Origin of the sequence: Bdellovibrio svalbardensis, from assembly GCF_029531655.1 — a bacterium.
GTDB lineage: Bacteria > Bdellovibrionota > Bdellovibrionia > Bdellovibrionales > Bdellovibrionaceae > Bdellovibrio > Bdellovibrio svalbardensis.
Genome location: NZ_JANRMI010000004.1, coordinates 458,982 through 475,715 on the forward strand (window position 1 = coordinate 458,982; position 16,734 = coordinate 475,715).

Annotated in this window: 12 protein-coding genes; 4 read left to right on the forward strand and 8 right to left on the reverse strand. The window is 45.8% G+C overall.

Annotation, left to right across the window (positions count from 1 at the left end; genetic code table 11):
• The first annotated feature begins 191 nt into the window (after positions 1–191).
• Complete coding sequence (locus NWE73_RS15070) at positions 192–2,750, forward strand: U32 family peptidase (RefSeq protein WP_277579174.1); 2,559 nt, start codon at positions 192–194, stop codon at positions 2,748–2,750.
• 64 nt (positions 2,751–2,814) lie between these two features.
• Here NWE73_RS15070 and NWE73_RS15075 read toward each other — a convergent pair whose 3' ends face one another.
• From NWE73_RS15075 to NWE73_RS15085, 3 genes are all read right to left on the reverse strand, one after another.
• A complete protein-coding gene (locus NWE73_RS15075) occupies positions 2,815–3,885 on the reverse strand; it encodes a methyltransferase (RefSeq protein WP_277579175.1) in 1,071 nt (356 codons plus the stop codon).
• Positions 3,886–3,983: 98 nt separating this feature from the next.
• Positions 3,984–4,271 carry a chorismate mutase gene (locus NWE73_RS15080; protein ID WP_277579176.1) on the reverse strand — a complete coding sequence of 96 codons (288 nt, stop codon included), beginning with the start codon at positions 4,269–4,271 and terminating at the stop codon, positions 3,984–3,986.
• Between the two features lie 27 nt (positions 4,272–4,298).
• Positions 4,299–5,516: a class I SAM-dependent rRNA methyltransferase gene (locus tag NWE73_RS15085; RefSeq protein ID WP_277579177.1), complete on the reverse strand. Its 1,218-nt coding sequence runs from the start codon at positions 5,514–5,516 to the stop codon at positions 4,299–4,301.
• A 199-nt stretch (positions 5,517–5,715) separates the two neighbouring features.
• Between NWE73_RS15085 and NWE73_RS15090 the strand changes: the two genes are divergently transcribed.
• Positions 5,716–6,990, forward strand: coding sequence for a JmjC domain-containing protein (locus NWE73_RS15090; protein ID WP_277579178.1), 1,275 nt, complete (start codon positions 5,716–5,718; stop codon positions 6,988–6,990).
• Between the two features lie 62 nt (positions 6,991–7,052).
• Here the strand turns inward: NWE73_RS15090 and NWE73_RS15095 are convergent, their stop codons facing one another.
• The 3 genes from NWE73_RS15095 to NWE73_RS15105 form a co-directional block, all read right to left on the reverse strand.
• Positions 7,053–7,424, reverse strand: a complete 372-nt coding sequence (locus tag NWE73_RS15095; RefSeq protein WP_277579179.1) for a hypothetical protein — start codon at positions 7,422–7,424, stop codon at positions 7,053–7,055.
• A gap of 137 nt (positions 7,425–7,561) precedes the next feature.
• Positions 7,562–8,359, reverse strand: a complete 798-nt coding sequence (locus NWE73_RS15100) for a hypothetical protein (protein ID WP_277579180.1) — start codon at positions 8,357–8,359, stop codon at positions 7,562–7,564.
• Between the two features lie 161 nt (positions 8,360–8,520).
• Positions 8,521–11,751 (reverse strand): RCC1 domain-containing protein, encoded by a 3,231-nt coding sequence (locus NWE73_RS15105; RefSeq protein ID WP_277579181.1) that lies wholly within the window; start codon positions 11,749–11,751, stop codon positions 8,521–8,523.
• 179 nt (positions 11,752–11,930) lie between these two features.
• Between NWE73_RS15105 and NWE73_RS15110 the strand changes: the two genes are divergently transcribed.
• Both NWE73_RS15110 and NWE73_RS15115 read left to right on the forward strand, forming a co-directional pair.
• Positions 11,931–12,701 carry a TIGR02147 family protein gene (locus tag NWE73_RS15110; RefSeq protein ID WP_277579182.1) on the forward strand — a complete coding sequence of 257 codons (771 nt, stop codon included), beginning with the start codon at positions 11,931–11,933 and terminating at the stop codon, positions 12,699–12,701.
• Positions 12,702–13,394 carry a hypothetical protein gene (locus NWE73_RS15115; RefSeq protein WP_277579183.1) on the forward strand — a complete coding sequence of 231 codons (693 nt, stop codon included), beginning with the start codon at positions 12,702–12,704 and terminating at the stop codon, positions 13,392–13,394.
• A gap of 134 nt (positions 13,395–13,528) precedes the next feature.
• On the opposite strand, the gene NWE73_RS15120 is transcribed toward NWE73_RS15115, so the two are convergent.
• Both NWE73_RS15120 and NWE73_RS15125 read right to left on the reverse strand, forming a co-directional pair.
• The gene (locus NWE73_RS15120) at positions 13,529–14,134 is read right to left on the reverse strand and encodes an outer membrane beta-barrel protein (protein WP_277579184.1); all 606 of its coding nucleotides are present in this window, start codon (positions 14,132–14,134) and stop codon (positions 13,529–13,531) included.
• 515 nt (positions 14,135–14,649) lie between these two features.
• Positions 14,650–16,584, reverse strand: coding sequence for an acyltransferase family protein (locus NWE73_RS15125; protein WP_277579185.1), 1,935 nt, complete (start codon positions 16,582–16,584; stop codon positions 14,650–14,652).
• Positions 16,585–16,734: the final 150 nt, after the last annotated feature.

Here is a 16,734-nt window from a genome sequence, read left to right on the forward strand (position 1 = left end):
AAGCCCCAAGGCCCGGGGTCAATTTACAAATTCAGCATTGCAAAGAAGTACTCACTAAGAGGCCGGCTCAGAATCCATTTTCAGCTTCAAAATTAATGAAAAAAACTCTCTCTGAGACAGCCCATTTTTCGTATTTCAAGGATCTGCCAGATTCCCCTTGCCGATATAGCAAGGTCTGGTAAAAAAAGGCCATGGAAATACAAAATTTGAAACGCCCCGAACTATTACTTCCCGTAGGCACAAAGGATATGGCTCTTGCTGCCATCCACAATGGTGCCGATGCCATTTTTATGGGGGTCCCCGGGTTCAATGCTCGCGGTAGAAGTCACGATTTCCAAATTGAAGAGGTCAAAGAGATCATCGACACCTGCCACCTTCATGGCGTGAAAGTGAACCTCGCTTTTAATATCCTCGTCTTCCAAAACGAACTTCAGGCGGCCGTCGAAGTTCTGGAAAAAATTCTTCCTCTTAAGCCCGATGCCTTTATCATTCAGGATTTGGGGCTCGTGCAATTGGTTCGTAAAATGGCTCCTTGGCAGCGCATTCACGCCTCGACGCAAATGAGTATCACGAACGCTGAAGCCATCAGCTGGTTGGATGACTTAGGTATTCAACGCTTTGTCTTGGCCAGAGAAAACTCTATTAAAGAAATTCAGGCAATCAAGCAAAATACAACCAAAGAAATTGAAGTGTTTGTTCATGGCGCTTTGTGCGTGAGCTATTCTGGACAATGCTTTACTTCTGAAGGTATTGGCGGACGCTCTGCCAATCGCGGTCAGTGCGCCCAGAGCTGCCGCTTCACCTACGAAATGCATGTCGATGGTGAAAAGCGCGATCTTCAGGGAAAATCATTCCTGGTATCCCCTCAGGATCTTTGCGGCATCAATGAAGTGCCACATCTTTTAGAGGCCGGCGTTGACTGCTTTAAAGTTGAAGGACGCCTCAAAACGCCAGAGTACGTCGCCACTGCAGCCCGCAGTTTTGACGAAGCCATCACCTCCGCTCAATCCAACCACGCACTTTCAAGCCCCGTGCTTATGAAGAAGCAAATGGCCTCCGCCTTCTCGCGCGGTTTCTACAGTGGCTGGTTCCACGGGGTCAATCACCAGGAACTGGTCGAGGGCACCTTCAGCTCCCATCGTGGATTTGAGTTCGGCAAAATTCTTCGTGTGAATGCAAACTCCCTTGAAGTTGAAATCACAGACGTAAACATTCAACAAGGTTTGAAGGCGGACTTTATTAAAGCCGGTGACGGTGTTCTTTGGGTTTACAAAGATCGCAATGGTCACAGCGTTGAAAAAGGCGGATTTGTCTTTGCGGTTAAGACTCTCTCCCCTCGTCGGTTTGAGCTTGAGTTTTCAAGAGACATCGCAATGGATGGCATCTACTTGGGCGCTCGCGTGTTCTACAACCACGATAAAGATCTTAAAAAAGATGTGACTCTGAGCGTGGAAGACAAACAAAGAAAAAAACGTCTTCCGGTATATATCCGCGCAGAGGCTTCTCTGGGACAGCCCCTCAAAGTGCAATACTCAGATGGCAAATACACAGTCTCTGCTACTTCTGAAAATATCTGTGAGCCTGCAAAAAGCAAAGGACTTAACTCGCTTGATTTGCGCGAAGAGCTTTTTGCGCTCATGGGCAGCCCTTTCCGTGGTGAAGGATTCGAATGTGAATTGGATGCCACGACACCGCTTTTCTTACCTCATCGACAAATCAAAGAACTGCGCCAACAGCTTGTCAAAGAACTGACGGACTTGCGTGTTCAAAATGGCGCAGCACCAGTCCTCGCCCCTCAAAATGAAGTGATGGATTGGATTGCCAGAAAAAAGATCAGCAACCAAAAGGCCCACGGTGTGAAACTCAACTTGTTGCTTCGTGATAAAGGACAAGTTGAAGATGTCGCCAATGCCGTTAAAGCGGGACAACTGCAGTCTTCTGCAATCAATCTAACGATTTTGGACTTTGAGTTTGGTTTGGATTTTGAACCAAGTTTGAAAGTCTTAAAAGAACAGGGCTTAAAGGTCGGCATTGCGACCACCCGTATTTTGAAACCCAACGAGCATCGCAATGTGAAGCACTTACTGAATTTGAATCCCGATGCGATTTTGGCAAGAAATCTGGGTGCCATTCAGTATCTGCAGGCAAACGCTTACCAAGGACAAATTCTTGGGGACTTCAGTTTGAATGTCGCCAATCATTTGACGGCGCAGTATCTGCTAGGCAAAGGCATTTCCAGTGTTTGTCTTGGTTACGACCTCAATCACTTGCAGGTCAGCGAATTGATTCAGGCAGGCCAGGCAGAGCGCTTTGAAGTAACGGCATATCAATACATGCCAAGCTTCCATATGGAGCATTGCGTATTTGCAGCATTCCTCAGCAAGGGATCGAGCTTCAAAGATTGCGGCAAACCTTGTGAAAAGCATGATGTAAAACTTAAAGATCAGTTCGGAAACTGGCATCAGATCAAACCCGATCAAGAGTGCCGTAATACGATGTACAACGGGACTTCACAATCAGCGGCTCGCTACGTGAAAGAATGGGAAGCCCTCGGACTTGGCTACATTCGCTACGAAGCCCTGAAAGAACGTGGCGCTGAACTGATTACTAAAATTCAAGCACACTTGGATTTTATTGACGGCAAAAAAGAATTGGCATCTTTGATCAAGGATCTTGGAGATGTGGAAAGCTATGGTCTTTCCGAGAGCCATTTCCAAAGAGAAAAAGAATATCAAAGCCGAAAAAAATAAGCCCCTCTTTGCAGACGAGTTGCTTTTAGAAAATTAAAAAGCCGGAATTACTTCCGGCTTTTTTTTATTCAGCGCTAGGCCTTGCCGTGGATCTGAAAAAACAAAGATTGCTGTCACTAAACTCCTGGGGAGCAGACCAATATTTATTATTCATCCAAAGCTTCGCATTGCCTTTGGTTGCAATCGTAATTCTTCGGTGAAGACTCATCGCCTGAAGTTGCTCCATAATGATTGCGTAGCTGGCGTCTGTGAATGAATCAAAGATGTAATAGGTATCCGCAGCAGGTATTTTAAAGTCAGCACTGGCAAGGTCCTGGGTCACAAAGTGAACATGTTGATCCAAGTGAAGATGGGCGCTGGCTTTATTTGCAATATCGACCCGACTCTCAACAAATTCATATCCTGTAAATTGAATATCAGGCCGCATCAAGCCAACCACCAATCCAATTCGGCCATAGCCAGAGCCCAAGTCAATAAAGCGGGATCCTTTACTTAAGTTCAAATATCGCAATGCCAGCAAAGTCGTCGCATAGCTGGACTGCACGCCGACACCGGCACCTTCGAAAAGTCTTTCCTTTTGAAGAATGGAGGGAACTTCGTTCAGTTGATACTCCAATTCAAAAATCTCATCTAAAACATCAAAGGACCGATAGAGTGAAAGCTTGGCCTTCCCCTCGTCTATATTTTCTGCGGAGTTCAGTTGATGTTCCAACTCATAAAGTTCAGACATCATTTGAAGTGAAATCTGCAAGAATGTTTTTTGAAATTCAGAAGTTTTAGATTTTATACAGTTCAAAATCAACTTCTCGATTTGACTGATGGCCTTTACGGCCGTCTGCATTCCTTCGATATTTGAACTTAAGAAAAATGAATGAAGAAATAAAAGAGGTTTTAGTTCGGCATTAAAAAACTTTTTAATGAAACGTTCAAAATGTATCTCTGAAGATTTTTGGCTTTGTAGCCAGTGTTCGTCTATTACAAGACGAAGGACACTTTTTAAATAAATGCTATCGACAAAAAAACTTGCCAGATCTTTTTCGATAATAAATTGAGTTATCGAATTTATTTGTGCTTCTAGATGATCGAATTCAGTTAACAGAAGGATCTTTTTTAACTCTGCTTTATATTCAATCACACGAACGTTAAATAATTCAAATTTCTCGTCATATTATCTCCTTCCATCATTGTGGGTGGAAGGAGACTCCAATGCAACAACGAGCTTCCTTGACTGGTCTAATTCTTCGGGTATTTGGACTTCAGGTATCTCTCATACTCTCTTAAAATGGAGTTCATCACGCCTTTTAAAAGTTCATCAAATTGCTGGTCCTGCCCTTGATCTGCACTCAGCTTGACGAAATCCGCAAGAATCTGTTCTTCACGTTCTGCATTATAGAAGGGCAAACCCTGCTCCTGCTTAATCTTCCATACCGCCATCGTTAAATCACGACGACGCAAAAGCAAAGCATACAATTCCTTGTGAACCTGATCTATTTCCTGACGAAGACTGGCAATGGTTTCCATATTATAAGCGACCTTAGTTTTAAAAAATTAATCCAACCGGAAGAGTGCAAACTTCAAGTATCGAAGCTCTTCCATCGCCAGAGGATAAGGATGATCCACTGGCTGTCCACCGATGTAGACCAGCGTTGCCTTCTTGCGAGCGCGAGAGAAAGCCTCTTGGCAAATATCCATGAATTCCTTTGAGGAAATATGACTTGAACAAGAGCTTGCGGCAAACAGACCTTCGGGATTGACCAGCTTAATAGAATTCGAAAAGACTTTTGCATAAGCGGCTTTTGCTTGCTCGACCGATTTTTCATTCGGAGCAAAGCTTGGGGGATCCGTGATGACCAGATCGTACTTTTTCTTTTCGGTATTGAGCTGCTCGAGGTATGCGAAGGCATCCGTGGCGATGTCATGGTGGACAGTCTGAAGTCCGTTGATCTCAAAATTTCGATCGACGGCCTGGATTGCAACCTTGGCGATGTCCACGCTGGTCACTTCTTTAGCACCACCTTTAGCGGCAAAAATCGAAAACCCACCGGTGTAGCTAAATAAGTTTAAGACCGTCTTATCCTTCGCGAAGTGTTGGATCATCTTGCGGTTGTCGCGTTGATCCAGGAAGAAACCGGTTTTTGCGGCATCACGAATATTAGAGGCGAACAAAACACCATTTTCCAGAAATTGCACTTCAGGTGCTAAGGTTCCGACGATATTCACACCTTTTTCATCGGCATCATTGCGACGTTTTAGATACACGCACTTAATTTGCGGAAAGGCGGCTTGAATCTTTTCAGCGATCACCTGGGCATTCCAAGTTCTTTCCATGATGGCGTGATCGTGTTTAATGACGGCCGTATCGTTGTAAATATCCACGATCAAACCCGGAAGACCATCCCCCTCGCCATTGATCAGGCGAAACGAATTCGTCACTGCCAAATCAAAGGTTTTACGAATCTCAACAGCCTTGCGCCATTGGCTATCGAAGTACAATTCCAGGGTGCGTTTCATGTTATTGCGTCTAAAAATAGGCTCATCTGCCAAAACCAGAACCCGAAAGCGCAACTGCGTATCGCCTTGCCAGATCCCCAAAGCAAGGACCTCGCCTTTATAATTCAAAAGATGAATGCCTGATTTTATGGAGCGGCCGTCGTCAAAACAATTGGCGAAAATCCAGCGATGCCCTTGTTTAAGGTGCTTCGTCACGTCTCGCTTGAGTTCGATAGTCAGAATAGGGTCTTGAAAGGTCACGGCCTCAGAGTTCATTGAAGGGTCTCCAGAGGAGTCGTTTTAAGCTAATTCCTTCGTCCTCACAAGGGGTTATGAGGGGCGTTCAAGGGTGTTGATAAATTTACAAGCCATCCCCCAGGCCGTGTGCCTTTTGATCTGCTTTATTTGACTCGAACATCATTCTAAACGACTCTCCTGCCATATCGTCCATCCCTGTCCTCGTATTGGAGTTCCCTTGGCTCAAAAATCATCACCTGCACCACTCCCCCCAGGCCCCTCAAAACCTGCCCTTCTGGATCAAAAGTTTTGGCGTCACTTTGCAAAGAATATTTGGGAGAAAAAGCCATTACTTCTAAAGAACGTGAAGTCAGGCTTGCTTGAAATGGGTGATGCAGAGATTTTTGATCTCTTGGTTCTTTATAGCGATCGCTGTCGCAAACTGAACAACCCCGAGGGTTTTAAGTTTTACATTCATGGGTTTAAGGCCGAGGAAGAAGATGTTCTGCAAGTTCTTCCGGTTAAAAAAGACAAATCCCTTTTAGGCTATCATGCGCGCATGAAGGCCCTGTTCTCAGATTACTGCTTGGTGTGTGACGAGCTTTTGAAGGTGAATCTAAAAAAGCAGGACCTGCTGACCGAATTTACCGATGAGCTCTATCGCCATGTTGGTTTTCCCAATCGTTTCTCTGAAATGGGTCTTTACCTAGGAAACTACCGCAAGACCCCGTTCGGAGTTCACGTGGATTCCTGCGGTGTTTTTAGCTTTCCGGTAGTTGGGTTAAAAAGGTTTCGCCTTTGGACGCCTGACTTCGTTAAAAAGAATCCGGGGTTAGATCGTGCTTTTAAGTATGATAAGTACAAAAAAAATTCGCAGCTTTTGGAAGTCGGCCCGGGAGATATGACTTATTGGCCTTCGTCGGCTTGGCATATTGCTGAGTCGGATGGATCTTTCAGCGCCACCTGGAGTCTTGGCGTTTGGGTCGACCAACCTCACAAAGAGATGTTCGCGCAGCCTCTGAACGATCTTCTTGGTAGCAAGCTTGGCTCTGCGGGTGCCACTGTCACCACTCCGTTTAAATCTTTGCACGGTGCCACTGGGGAAGTGACAGAGCTGCCTGAGGCTTATCTTAAATCCATTGATTCACTCAAAAACCTGACTGCCCTTGAACTGCAAGAGACTTTCTTAAAGTCCTGGATGAAACATATTTCGCTTCAAGGCTTTAAGACGATCCCACGTGTTGATTTTAAATTATCCGCGAAGTCACGGATTCAACTCCGCAGTGATCGATCTTTGATTTTGTGGCAACAAGCTCTGACCTCGAAGGATAAGTTTTTCTTTAGCTTTGGCGGTGTGCTAGTAGAAAGTTCCAAATCCAGCGGCTTGCTTAAGCTGGTGAAGGCTTTGAATGCTGGAGAATTCTGTTCAGTGAACAGCTTTTTAAAGGGCGAGAGTTTAAAGCGAGACCTTGGTTCCTTGCAGGCCCTTGCCGATGCCGGTGCCTTCGCTTAACAGCAACTTCATTTTTTTAAGAGAAAGAGGATTTCAAATGAATGAAATCCTCACCTTGCCTACTACTCTGCTTTATAGTGAACCGAGCAACGTCCAGACCATGCTGGCCCGTATGATACAATTTCAATCACGTTTACATTGTCTGGCATGGCAGCACCATCGTTAGGTGCAGGACATTCAACATTGTACAGTCCTGGACCCACTCGTAAATATGCAGAGCCCATGTAAATTGGATCTTGAAGGTCAAATTGATGTTCTTCCGTTTGCCCCAACATCAGCATCTGAGTCGTCATATCGCCACCGCGAAAGTCCTGTGTGAAGAAAATAGAGTTAAAACCGCCACCATCATAAAAACGCACTTTAACTGGACGAGCCTGAGAAAAAAGTGGTGTCAATAAAGCTGCTGTAAAGATGATTCCTAAAAGTTTTTTCATAATTGTCTCCTTGTTGGATCTAAATTTAGACGAGATCAAACCAACAAAAAAGAATTAGTTGGGAATATATATTATACAAATATGTATATATTAAAACGACCTATTGGTGAATTCGATGCCGTCCATTACCATTTCAGCTACCAGACGAAATCCACTCCAATGGCAGGACCGGAAGCCGCAAGATTTCTGATTTCTGAACTTGATGCCATGTCGTACTTAAGATATCGCCAAAGGACTCCAACATCTCCCCAACCGAAATTATAACCAAACCCCAGCACCGCCTGAGTCGTAAAATCTGACTGGCCCGTACCAACATCAAAAAGATAGGGCGCGACCCAACGATTGCCTTCACCAAAGGAAAATCGTCCTTTCACACCGACGACAAAATCCGAATTGGTCAGTCGCGCAGTGTTGTCCCCAGATCTCGCTGGCAATGGATATGAACCCACATCACCACTGACGGTCCACACTACATTTTGTTTCAAATCCAGCAACCTCAGACCGCTCAACACACTCAATGTAAATTCAGAGTCGTCAACGACCAGATAAGTTCCCACTAAATTCCAAACCGTAGCCGTCAACTCATAACTAAGGTCAGCCGTAGCTGTCGCCGGAAGAGGTTGCCCATTAAAGGAGGCATCCTGGGTTCCTGATTTCGAGTCTTTTGCCTCGAGATAAACGAGATCCGTAAATAATCCCCATTGGTTTTTCCTAACCTCAAAGTTCCCCATGAATACCGTACTGAGATTTTTTAATATATCCTGAGCATCGACATCCACTGTAGAGCCACTCTCAGGAAAGTTACTGACTCCGGAAATACTTGGAAGCCAGGCATAGATACTTGCGCGAAAATGCCAGCCTTCTGAAAATTGATCCGCAGCCTCAGCTACGCCCATCCAGAATGACAGCAAGGCTGACATCAGCAGTAACTTCATAATGCCCCCTCATTGGATGACATTAGTTTTAAATCTGACGGCAAGAAAGCCACACGATTGTCTTATGCAATTATACAGAAAGCGCTGGCATGGGGTCTTAAGGCTACTGTTGCTTGTCGGGCGCCAGTCGAAGTGCTCCCGTTTCACTGAGTCTCTAAGAACTACTCCCTCACGCCAAACACCGCCGACTGCCCGGCGAAGATCTTCGTCCAATTGATCCCCGCGCCAATCTGAACCGGAGACGAGTTTTGAGTCGCTGCTCCCTGCCCCAACATTCCACTGGAACTATATCCCCAAGACCAGGCGGAACCGTCACTCTTCAAAGCAAAAGAGGCCAAGCCTCCTGCAGAAATATTCGCCCATGTGGTCCCCGCTCCCACTTGCGTCGGCGAGCTGCGATCCGCCGTATCTCCCAATCCCAGTCGCCCATTGGCGCCAGCTCCCCAAGCCCACAGGGTGCCATCCGTTTTCAAGGCAAGGAAGTGAGCGAAGCCACCGACCACTTTAGACCAATTCGTACCTGAACCAATCTGCACCAATGATGACTGATTTGTCGTGCTGCCCGTTCCGAGCTTTCCATTGCCCCCGGCGCCCGAAGCCCATAGAGTGCCATTAGATTTGAGAGCCACCAAGGTCATCCCATCTTGTGAGAGAGATGCCGACGTCCACGTGCCTGCATTGATCTGAGCAGGTAGCTGCTTCGATGATGTCAGTCCCAGACCTAACTGTCCGTAAGTGCCATCTCCCCACCCCCAAAGTGTTCCATCGGATTTGATGGCCACACAACTGCTGAGTGAGGCAACAACTTTAGACCAATTCGTAGCGGATCCCACCTGAACCAAGCTTGAATAGCAGATGCCCAACGCACCTGAGATGTTCATTCCCATTCCCCACATTGTCCCGTTTGTTTTGAGCAAATTGTTAGAGCCAAAACCGACAGCCACTGAACTCCAATTGGTGTCCACTCCGATTTGTACAGGTGAAGAGCGAGATACATTATCGCCAAGCCCCAATTGGTAGTTCGAATTAATTCCCCAATCCCACAAAGTTCCATCAGCTTTAGTGCAAAATACATTGTGCTGAGCTGCAAAAATTTTGCTCCAGTTCGTCATAGAGCCCACTTGAACTGGGCTGGAAACATTCACTGTTGATCCCGTCCCTAACAATCCAATACCGCCACTTCCCCATGAATACAGTGTCTGTGAGTTGCGTATTCCATGCCCGGTTACGTTGGTGGCTGCGATGTCTGTCCACGTTGTGTCCGTCCCAATTTGTGTCGGAGTACCAAAACCAATTCCGACATAATTTCCGTAATTATTTCCCCATGCCCACAGAGTGCCGTCTGACTTGATGGCGTATCCTCGGGCCCCTTGTGAGGCCATCGCGCTCCACGCGGTCCCCACACCGATTTGCACTGGAGAACTTCGAGAAGTCTTATCACCCAAACCCAATTGCCCGTCAGAATTATATCCCCAAGACCACAAGCTGCCGTCGGTTTTGATCGCCAACGTCGAATTTCCTGAAGCACTCACCAAGGACCAATTCGTCAGACTTCCAACCTGAACAGGTGAACTTTGATTTGGTCCGGCAATCCCCAGACAACCCAACCCATTATCTCCCCAGGCCCATAGGGTTCCATCCGATTTGATGCTAAAAGAATTATTAGAACCCGCAAAAACTTTACTCCAGCTAGTCAAACTGCCAACTTGAACGGGAGAACTTCTGTCCACTCCATCACCTAATCCTAGCTGATAGTTCAAATTGCTTCCCCAACTCCAGAGTGTGCCAGCTTTCAATCCCAGAGTGTGATAGCCTGCAGCCGAAACCGAATTCCAAGAGCCCGTCCCAACTTGCACGGGAGTTGATACGGATACTGTCGACCCTAAGCCCAAGCCACCATACACGCTCGATCCAAAAGCCCACAAGGTTCCATCAGACTTCATCACCATGCTATGTAATAGCCCCGCAGACACTTTAGACCAATTCGTGCCAACGCCCACTTGGCCGGGACTCCATAATGTGGATACCGAGCCATTACCTAGTTGCCCATCGCTATTGTATCCCCAGCTCCAGAGTGTCCCATTGGATTGAACGCCCAACGTATGCAAACATCCGGTCGATACATCAGACCAAGTGGCGGTACCCACTTGCACTGGCGAATAGACGCTACTCACGGGAAGTCCTAGGGCACCGTAGGAACTGCTTCCCCAAGCCCAAAGTGTCCCATCCGCTTTAATTGCAACAGCGGCAGAGGCATTGGCGCTGATCTTCTGCCAGCCGCTTCCACTCACCTGAACCGGGCTGCTAAAATTCGTTTCATATCCAAGCTCCCCGTTCTGACTGATTCCCCAGGAGTAAATTGTTCCGTTGGATTTTAAGCCGATGGTTCCATTGCTGTAAGAGGCCACCTTCGACCACGTCGTCGCACTTCCAACCTGCACTGGGGATGATACTGGCGCGTAGTGCCCTAATCCCAGTTGGCCTTCGCCATTCCATCCCCAAGCCCAAAGTGTTCCATTTGTTTTTATGGCCAAAACCCAGTCACTATTTGACGGAAATATCTTGCTCCAATCCGTGGAAACTCCAATTTGTATGACGGCGGAACTGCCCGAGGTTGTCCCATTTCCAAGTTTCCCACCCGATCCATCACCCCATGCCCAAAGAGTTCCGTTGGTTTTAATAGCGTAGCCACAATACGATCCCGCAGCCACATCCGACCAATCAGTGCCAGAACCAATTTGCGTAGGCGAGTACACTGTGGCACCAGAGACTCCGTTGGCAAAATAGGATCCTTCCCCCCAGCCCCAAAGGGTCCCGTCGGTGCGCACTCCAAACGACGTACAAAATCCCACTGCAATCTTAGACCATGTCGTCTCGGTTCCAAATTGTGTGGGCCGGTCAAAGGCAAACCCGAGCTCGGTCCTCACTTGAGTTCCCCAAGCCCACAGTGTGCCATCACTTTTCGTCGCCACACCGCCAAAGTAGGTCAGAGCGCCGGAGCTCCAAGTATTCCCCGCCCCCACCTGCACCGGCGTTGATAGAAGGAGCTGAGCCGTTCCAACTCCTGCCTGCCCCAATTGATTAGCCCCCCAGCCCCAAAGAGTGCCGTCGGAATATCGCCCCAGATAGTGGTAGTAACTGAAGTTTTCGCTAGAGGAAAAAGAGTTCCATCCTGTCTGAGAGCTGAGGACAGAGGGCGTGGACTTACTGAGTATCGTTCCATCACCGAACTGGAAGGAATTGTTAGCTCCCCACGCATAGAGGCCTGTTTCCGAACGCTTCTTTTTCCAGAAACCAATATTACCAAACCCCCAAGCTTTGGAGTAATTGAAATAAGTACTTCCCGATAGGGCCATGATTTGGATCAGAAATGTTCGGCGTGATTTTCTCATAAACAAATTTTAGCCGACTCTTAGCTATGCTCAATGACAGTCCCGGCCTGGAATCGACATTCTGACTCCGGCACATATTCTGGAGTCATCATTCGTAAAAAATTTTTGACTCCATTTTTTACCATGGAGTCAGTTAAGGCATTGCTTACAGCACCGAAGTATATTAACAACGCACCTCTATGCAGGAAAATTCTTCGCACGCACAGCCGCAGACTGTTTCGGCTTTTTTAAATGATTTTTTTCTCGCAAGAAGAAAAAAAAATCCCAGCTACTCCATGCGTGCCTTCGCTCGCGATCTTTCTATGACTCCAGGTCGCTTGTGGGAACTGATGCAGGGACGCTATATTCCAGGGAAGAAAGTGACAGAGCGTCTCGCTACCGCACTGGGATTAAATGATACTCAACGCACACAGCTCGCAGAGTTTGTGACTCAATCTAAAGTCGAAAACACGCCGACCTTGCGCGAACTCAAGAATGAAGATTTCTCGCTTATCTCTGACTGGGAACATTTTGCCATCTTCAATCTGCTGACGACCAAGAGCTGCCAATCTTCGCCAGAATGGATCGCGAATCGTCTAAGCATCCCCCCGCTTGTTGCTGAAGCCGCTATTGAGAGACTGCTCAAAGCGGGACTCTTAGAGAAGTCTGACGGCGAACTTCGCCCGAAGTACTCTAATATCGCAACTGAACATGAAGTGCCCTCCGCCGTTCTGCGTGAGGCCCAAAGGCAAGTGATTCAGCAATCACTGACGTCCTTGTTTCGTGATCCCGTCGAGATCCGCAGCGTGACCTCGATCACTTTTCCGGCAAATCTAAAAAATATCCCCAAGGCCAAGAAGCTTATCTCTGAATTTTCAACACGTCTGGCTGAAGTGATGGAAAAAGGCGAATGCGCCGAGGTCTACAACCTTGCCGTTCAACTGGTACCAGTGACAGCGCAAAAGAAATGAATGAAGAATGTTATGATGGAATCTCGTATGAAAAATATTTTTATTCTTATCCTTCTTGTTTTTTCTATCACATCCAACAGGGCTTTGGCTTGGACCTCACGAGGCAATGGCGGAAATATCGTCCTGTGCGATGGGAAAGTAAAAGGATTCTACGACCGAATTGAAATGGAAACTCGCTACGGTTGGTCTTTAAACTTAAACGGCATTCGACCTGCGGTATCTACGCCCGAAGACAGGCTGATGTCGAAGTTTATAGCCTCTGACTTTCTGTCCAGAATAGAACCGCTGAATCCCGTATTGTATAAAAAGCTGATGAATGAGTTGGACTCTTTCTTTAAGCATACAACTTTTTTCGTCGGCTACTTTCCCACCCCTATCCCAGATCGTGGCAGCGTTGTTTTGCCTGAAGTAGACTGCATGCTGGAGCAACTCATTGTCCAAGATCTCCGCTCTTATGCGCCAAGCATGAGATATTTGATCAATCAAGACTATTGGCAACAGCTCAGTCCGATGGATCAGGCCGTTGCACTCCTTCATGAGATTATCTACTTCACGTTTCCTGATCCATACACATCAGATCCAGTTCGACTGATGACTGCAATGATTCTTTCCGACAAAGTCTCTGAGTTCACTCCCGCAGAGTTTCTTGATTTCATGGTTTCATTGCATTCGGGGATGGATCCTCAGAAATAGGCTGGTGGTTTCTGGAAATAAAAAAACCGAGGACACAGCCTCGTTTTTTTATTTTCTGAAACACTTGCAATTAAAAAATGACGTTCATGACGGTCGCCAGGTTTTAGCCTCAGCGACCGTCAGTGAATCAAATACTATTTACCGGAAAGATCAAACGGGAAGCTCAAAGACAAACTCACCACAGAAGAGTCAAACTTAGAAAAGATCGTGGAGATATCCCCCTTCACGCCACCTGACTCAAACTTATCAAACTTAGGAATGATATACTCTAGGTTTATAGAAAGCTTGTTCAGAGCCATATACCCAGCGCCCGCTTTCAATAATGTTCCAGTAAAATCCGTTTCCCCGCTGTCGTCTTTCACCGTGCTCTTTGCAGAGAATCCGTAACCGCCCCAGAATCGGAAGCTATTCACATCATATCCGATCACCGCCCCAGCGATGCTTTTACTATAGGTCGAAGACGAGGAGCCTGCCTGGCTGCTTTCTGAATCACCACTTCCCATTGTATATTCACCTGCCAACCACAAGCCCTGACTGAAGCGATACCCAAGACGAGCCCCGTAATTAAAACCCTTGTTGGTAACAGTAAAACCGGATCCGGCTGTAGGCGTAGCTTCGATTTTTTCCTGATCATAACCAACAAAGGGCTCCAACAAAACACCGGCCTGACTTTCCCAGCTCATCAACATACCAACTATCAAAGCTCCAAGACCGCCGTATAGTCCTACAAATTTATTCATAAAAACCTCCAAATTGTTTGCGTCAGTTCTCGATCCCTGCCGGTCCACCTTAGACCGACGTCATTTCAGCAGACCCTTCGTCCACCTTCCCTTATTACTTTAGGAAAGAAAAATGTGAGAGAATAAGAGGTAAAAAAACAACTCGCGACTCAACTCAAGAAACCCGCATTATTTCAACAAGGTAGTCCGATAAATAAACGGCTGATTCCGAGACAAAAGATCTTGGTGGAACTTTACAACACGTCTCTACAATTGCTGAAAACCCTCGGCTTTGACGTGAGGTCACGTCAAAGCCTCCGTCAGCCAAGCCAACAAATATTTGTGCCTTGCTGCAAGGCCGTTCGTAGAAAAAATTGGCCACATCAAAGACTGAGGTAACACAGCAACCATTTATGAAACTATAATTAGTTTGCACTTCAAATATAAAAAAACCGAAACTCTCGTTTCGGTGATTCTATTTCCTAAAGAATTGGCGGGCCATATGGGCCGATTTTAGAACTCAAATACGGAACTAATCAAAGTTCGCGGAAAATAAGTTGGACCTTTACCGCAGACAACTTCCCCCATAAATCAGAGCCATATTGATTGAGATGCCCAGCATCCTTATAAACAAGAATATTTTCTTTGGAAAGAGGTGCCGTTTTCCAGAAATTAGAATTGATTTCTAATGGATCCAAAAATTTGACGTAATTAAACTCTGAGGCAATTGCTTTAATTTTGGCATTAGCGTTGGTTTGAGGCTTCAATGAGTTATGTAGATCCAATTTACTAATATGGCTCTTCAATTCAAATTTTTGGTAAAGAGGACTATAGGTCTCTCGCAAGTATTGATTGTACTGAGAGCTATCAACACCAGGAATGCGCCCAATCACCACAACCTTGTGCCCTGCTAATAACTGCAAAGTTCTTCTAAAATCTTTTTCAAAATCCTTGAAGCTGGAAATATAATTTCCCCAATTGGCAGCAAGGACAATGATATCTTGTTCCCCGATATCTTCTTTAAATTGATCTAAGAGCGCGAAGCAATGTTCATTGGAAACATTTTTAATGTCAGTTTTGGTAGTATTGGTCAGGCTCAAAAGCGGCGGACACGTATCGACTGTTTTAGCTTCAATAAGATAAGATTTGCCTAATGCCGAAACAATAAAAGGAGTGAAATGCCCCGCATTTGAATCCCCGATAAGATAAATTCGTTGATGAGATTTCAAATTGCCAAACAGGCATTCTTCATTCTCTAAGTTGTGACAGTATTTATCTTCAATAAATGAGGTTTCCGTTTCAAATTGCTCTATATGTGAAATCCTTTGTGGCACGCCCTCGTTCTTTTCAATAGACGAAGTCGCTAGCCAAAAGAAACCGAACGGCACCAACAAGAGGACCGCGAAGACTTTGGGTAGATTCCATTTAAGAGCAATAAACTTATTCTCAAAAAAGTATCTAGTAATGTAGGACAAAGAAAACATTAAAACGAGATCAATAAGCAACAGATGAAGTGGAATCTCATAGGATCCAGTCAAATACCTTGTGAAGGCCAGTACCGGCCAGTGCCAGAGGTATAAAGAGTAAGAGAAATCGCCTACTTTTCTTAAGTATTTATTATTTAAAAGACGTGAACCCCAATGCGATTCCTGAGAACGGCTGCCCCAAATGATGAGGGCAGCGCCACCACAAGGAACCAAACAAAGAAGACCAGGGAACCAGAAAGTATCGTTGATGACTATCACCGATACCGCAAGCAACAGAAGCCCCAGAAAACTAGCATGGCGGTGAAATTTCTTATTCCAATCCGCATCGGTCAATTTAAATAAGAAAGCTAAACAAGCCCCAATAGCTATTTCCCCGAATCGAGGCAAAGAATTGAAGTAAATACCTGAAGAGGAGGCGTCTAATAGGCGCAAGGCATCCGCAAAAATCAGGCTGGCAATGATCGCAACAACAAGCCCCTTAAAGATGCTTTTCAATTCAAACTTCCGAAGCGAAAGTATAAGCACCAACGGCCAAATAAAATAGAACTGCTCTTCTATGGACAGCGACCAAGTATGAAGCAAGGGGTACTCATTGGAGTTATTGGCAAAGTAATCAAGGTTTTGGCTAAAAAAGAAATTCGAAGTAAAGGTTAATGAAGCCGCGATACTTCGTCCCAGTAGTAAAAAGTAATCTGGTAAAAACAGCAAGTAGCCCGCAATCAAAGTCACCAAAACGACCAAACTGAATAACGGGATAATGCGCTTGATTCGCTTACGATAAAACTCTGCAATGGAAATGGATCCAGTGGCTGCGAATTCGGAAATAGAGATGCTGGTGATAAGAAATCCCGAAATAGCAAAAAAGATGTCTACTCCAAGGTAGCCGCCGGGTAAAAAGCTTTTATTTAAGTGGAACAGCAAGACCGAGAGGACGGCAATGCCCCTCAAACCTTCTACCTCTGGGATAAATCGCACTTTATTCATTTAAAAACCTTAGGGATTAAAATTGCCCTTCTTATAGACCAAATTCACTAAAGTAAGAATTCAATTTTACGGTTATTGCAAATCCTGTAAAAGCTCTCAGAAATTCCGAGTAATTATCTGCATTAAGGCGTCTTTCTTGACCCCAGTTAG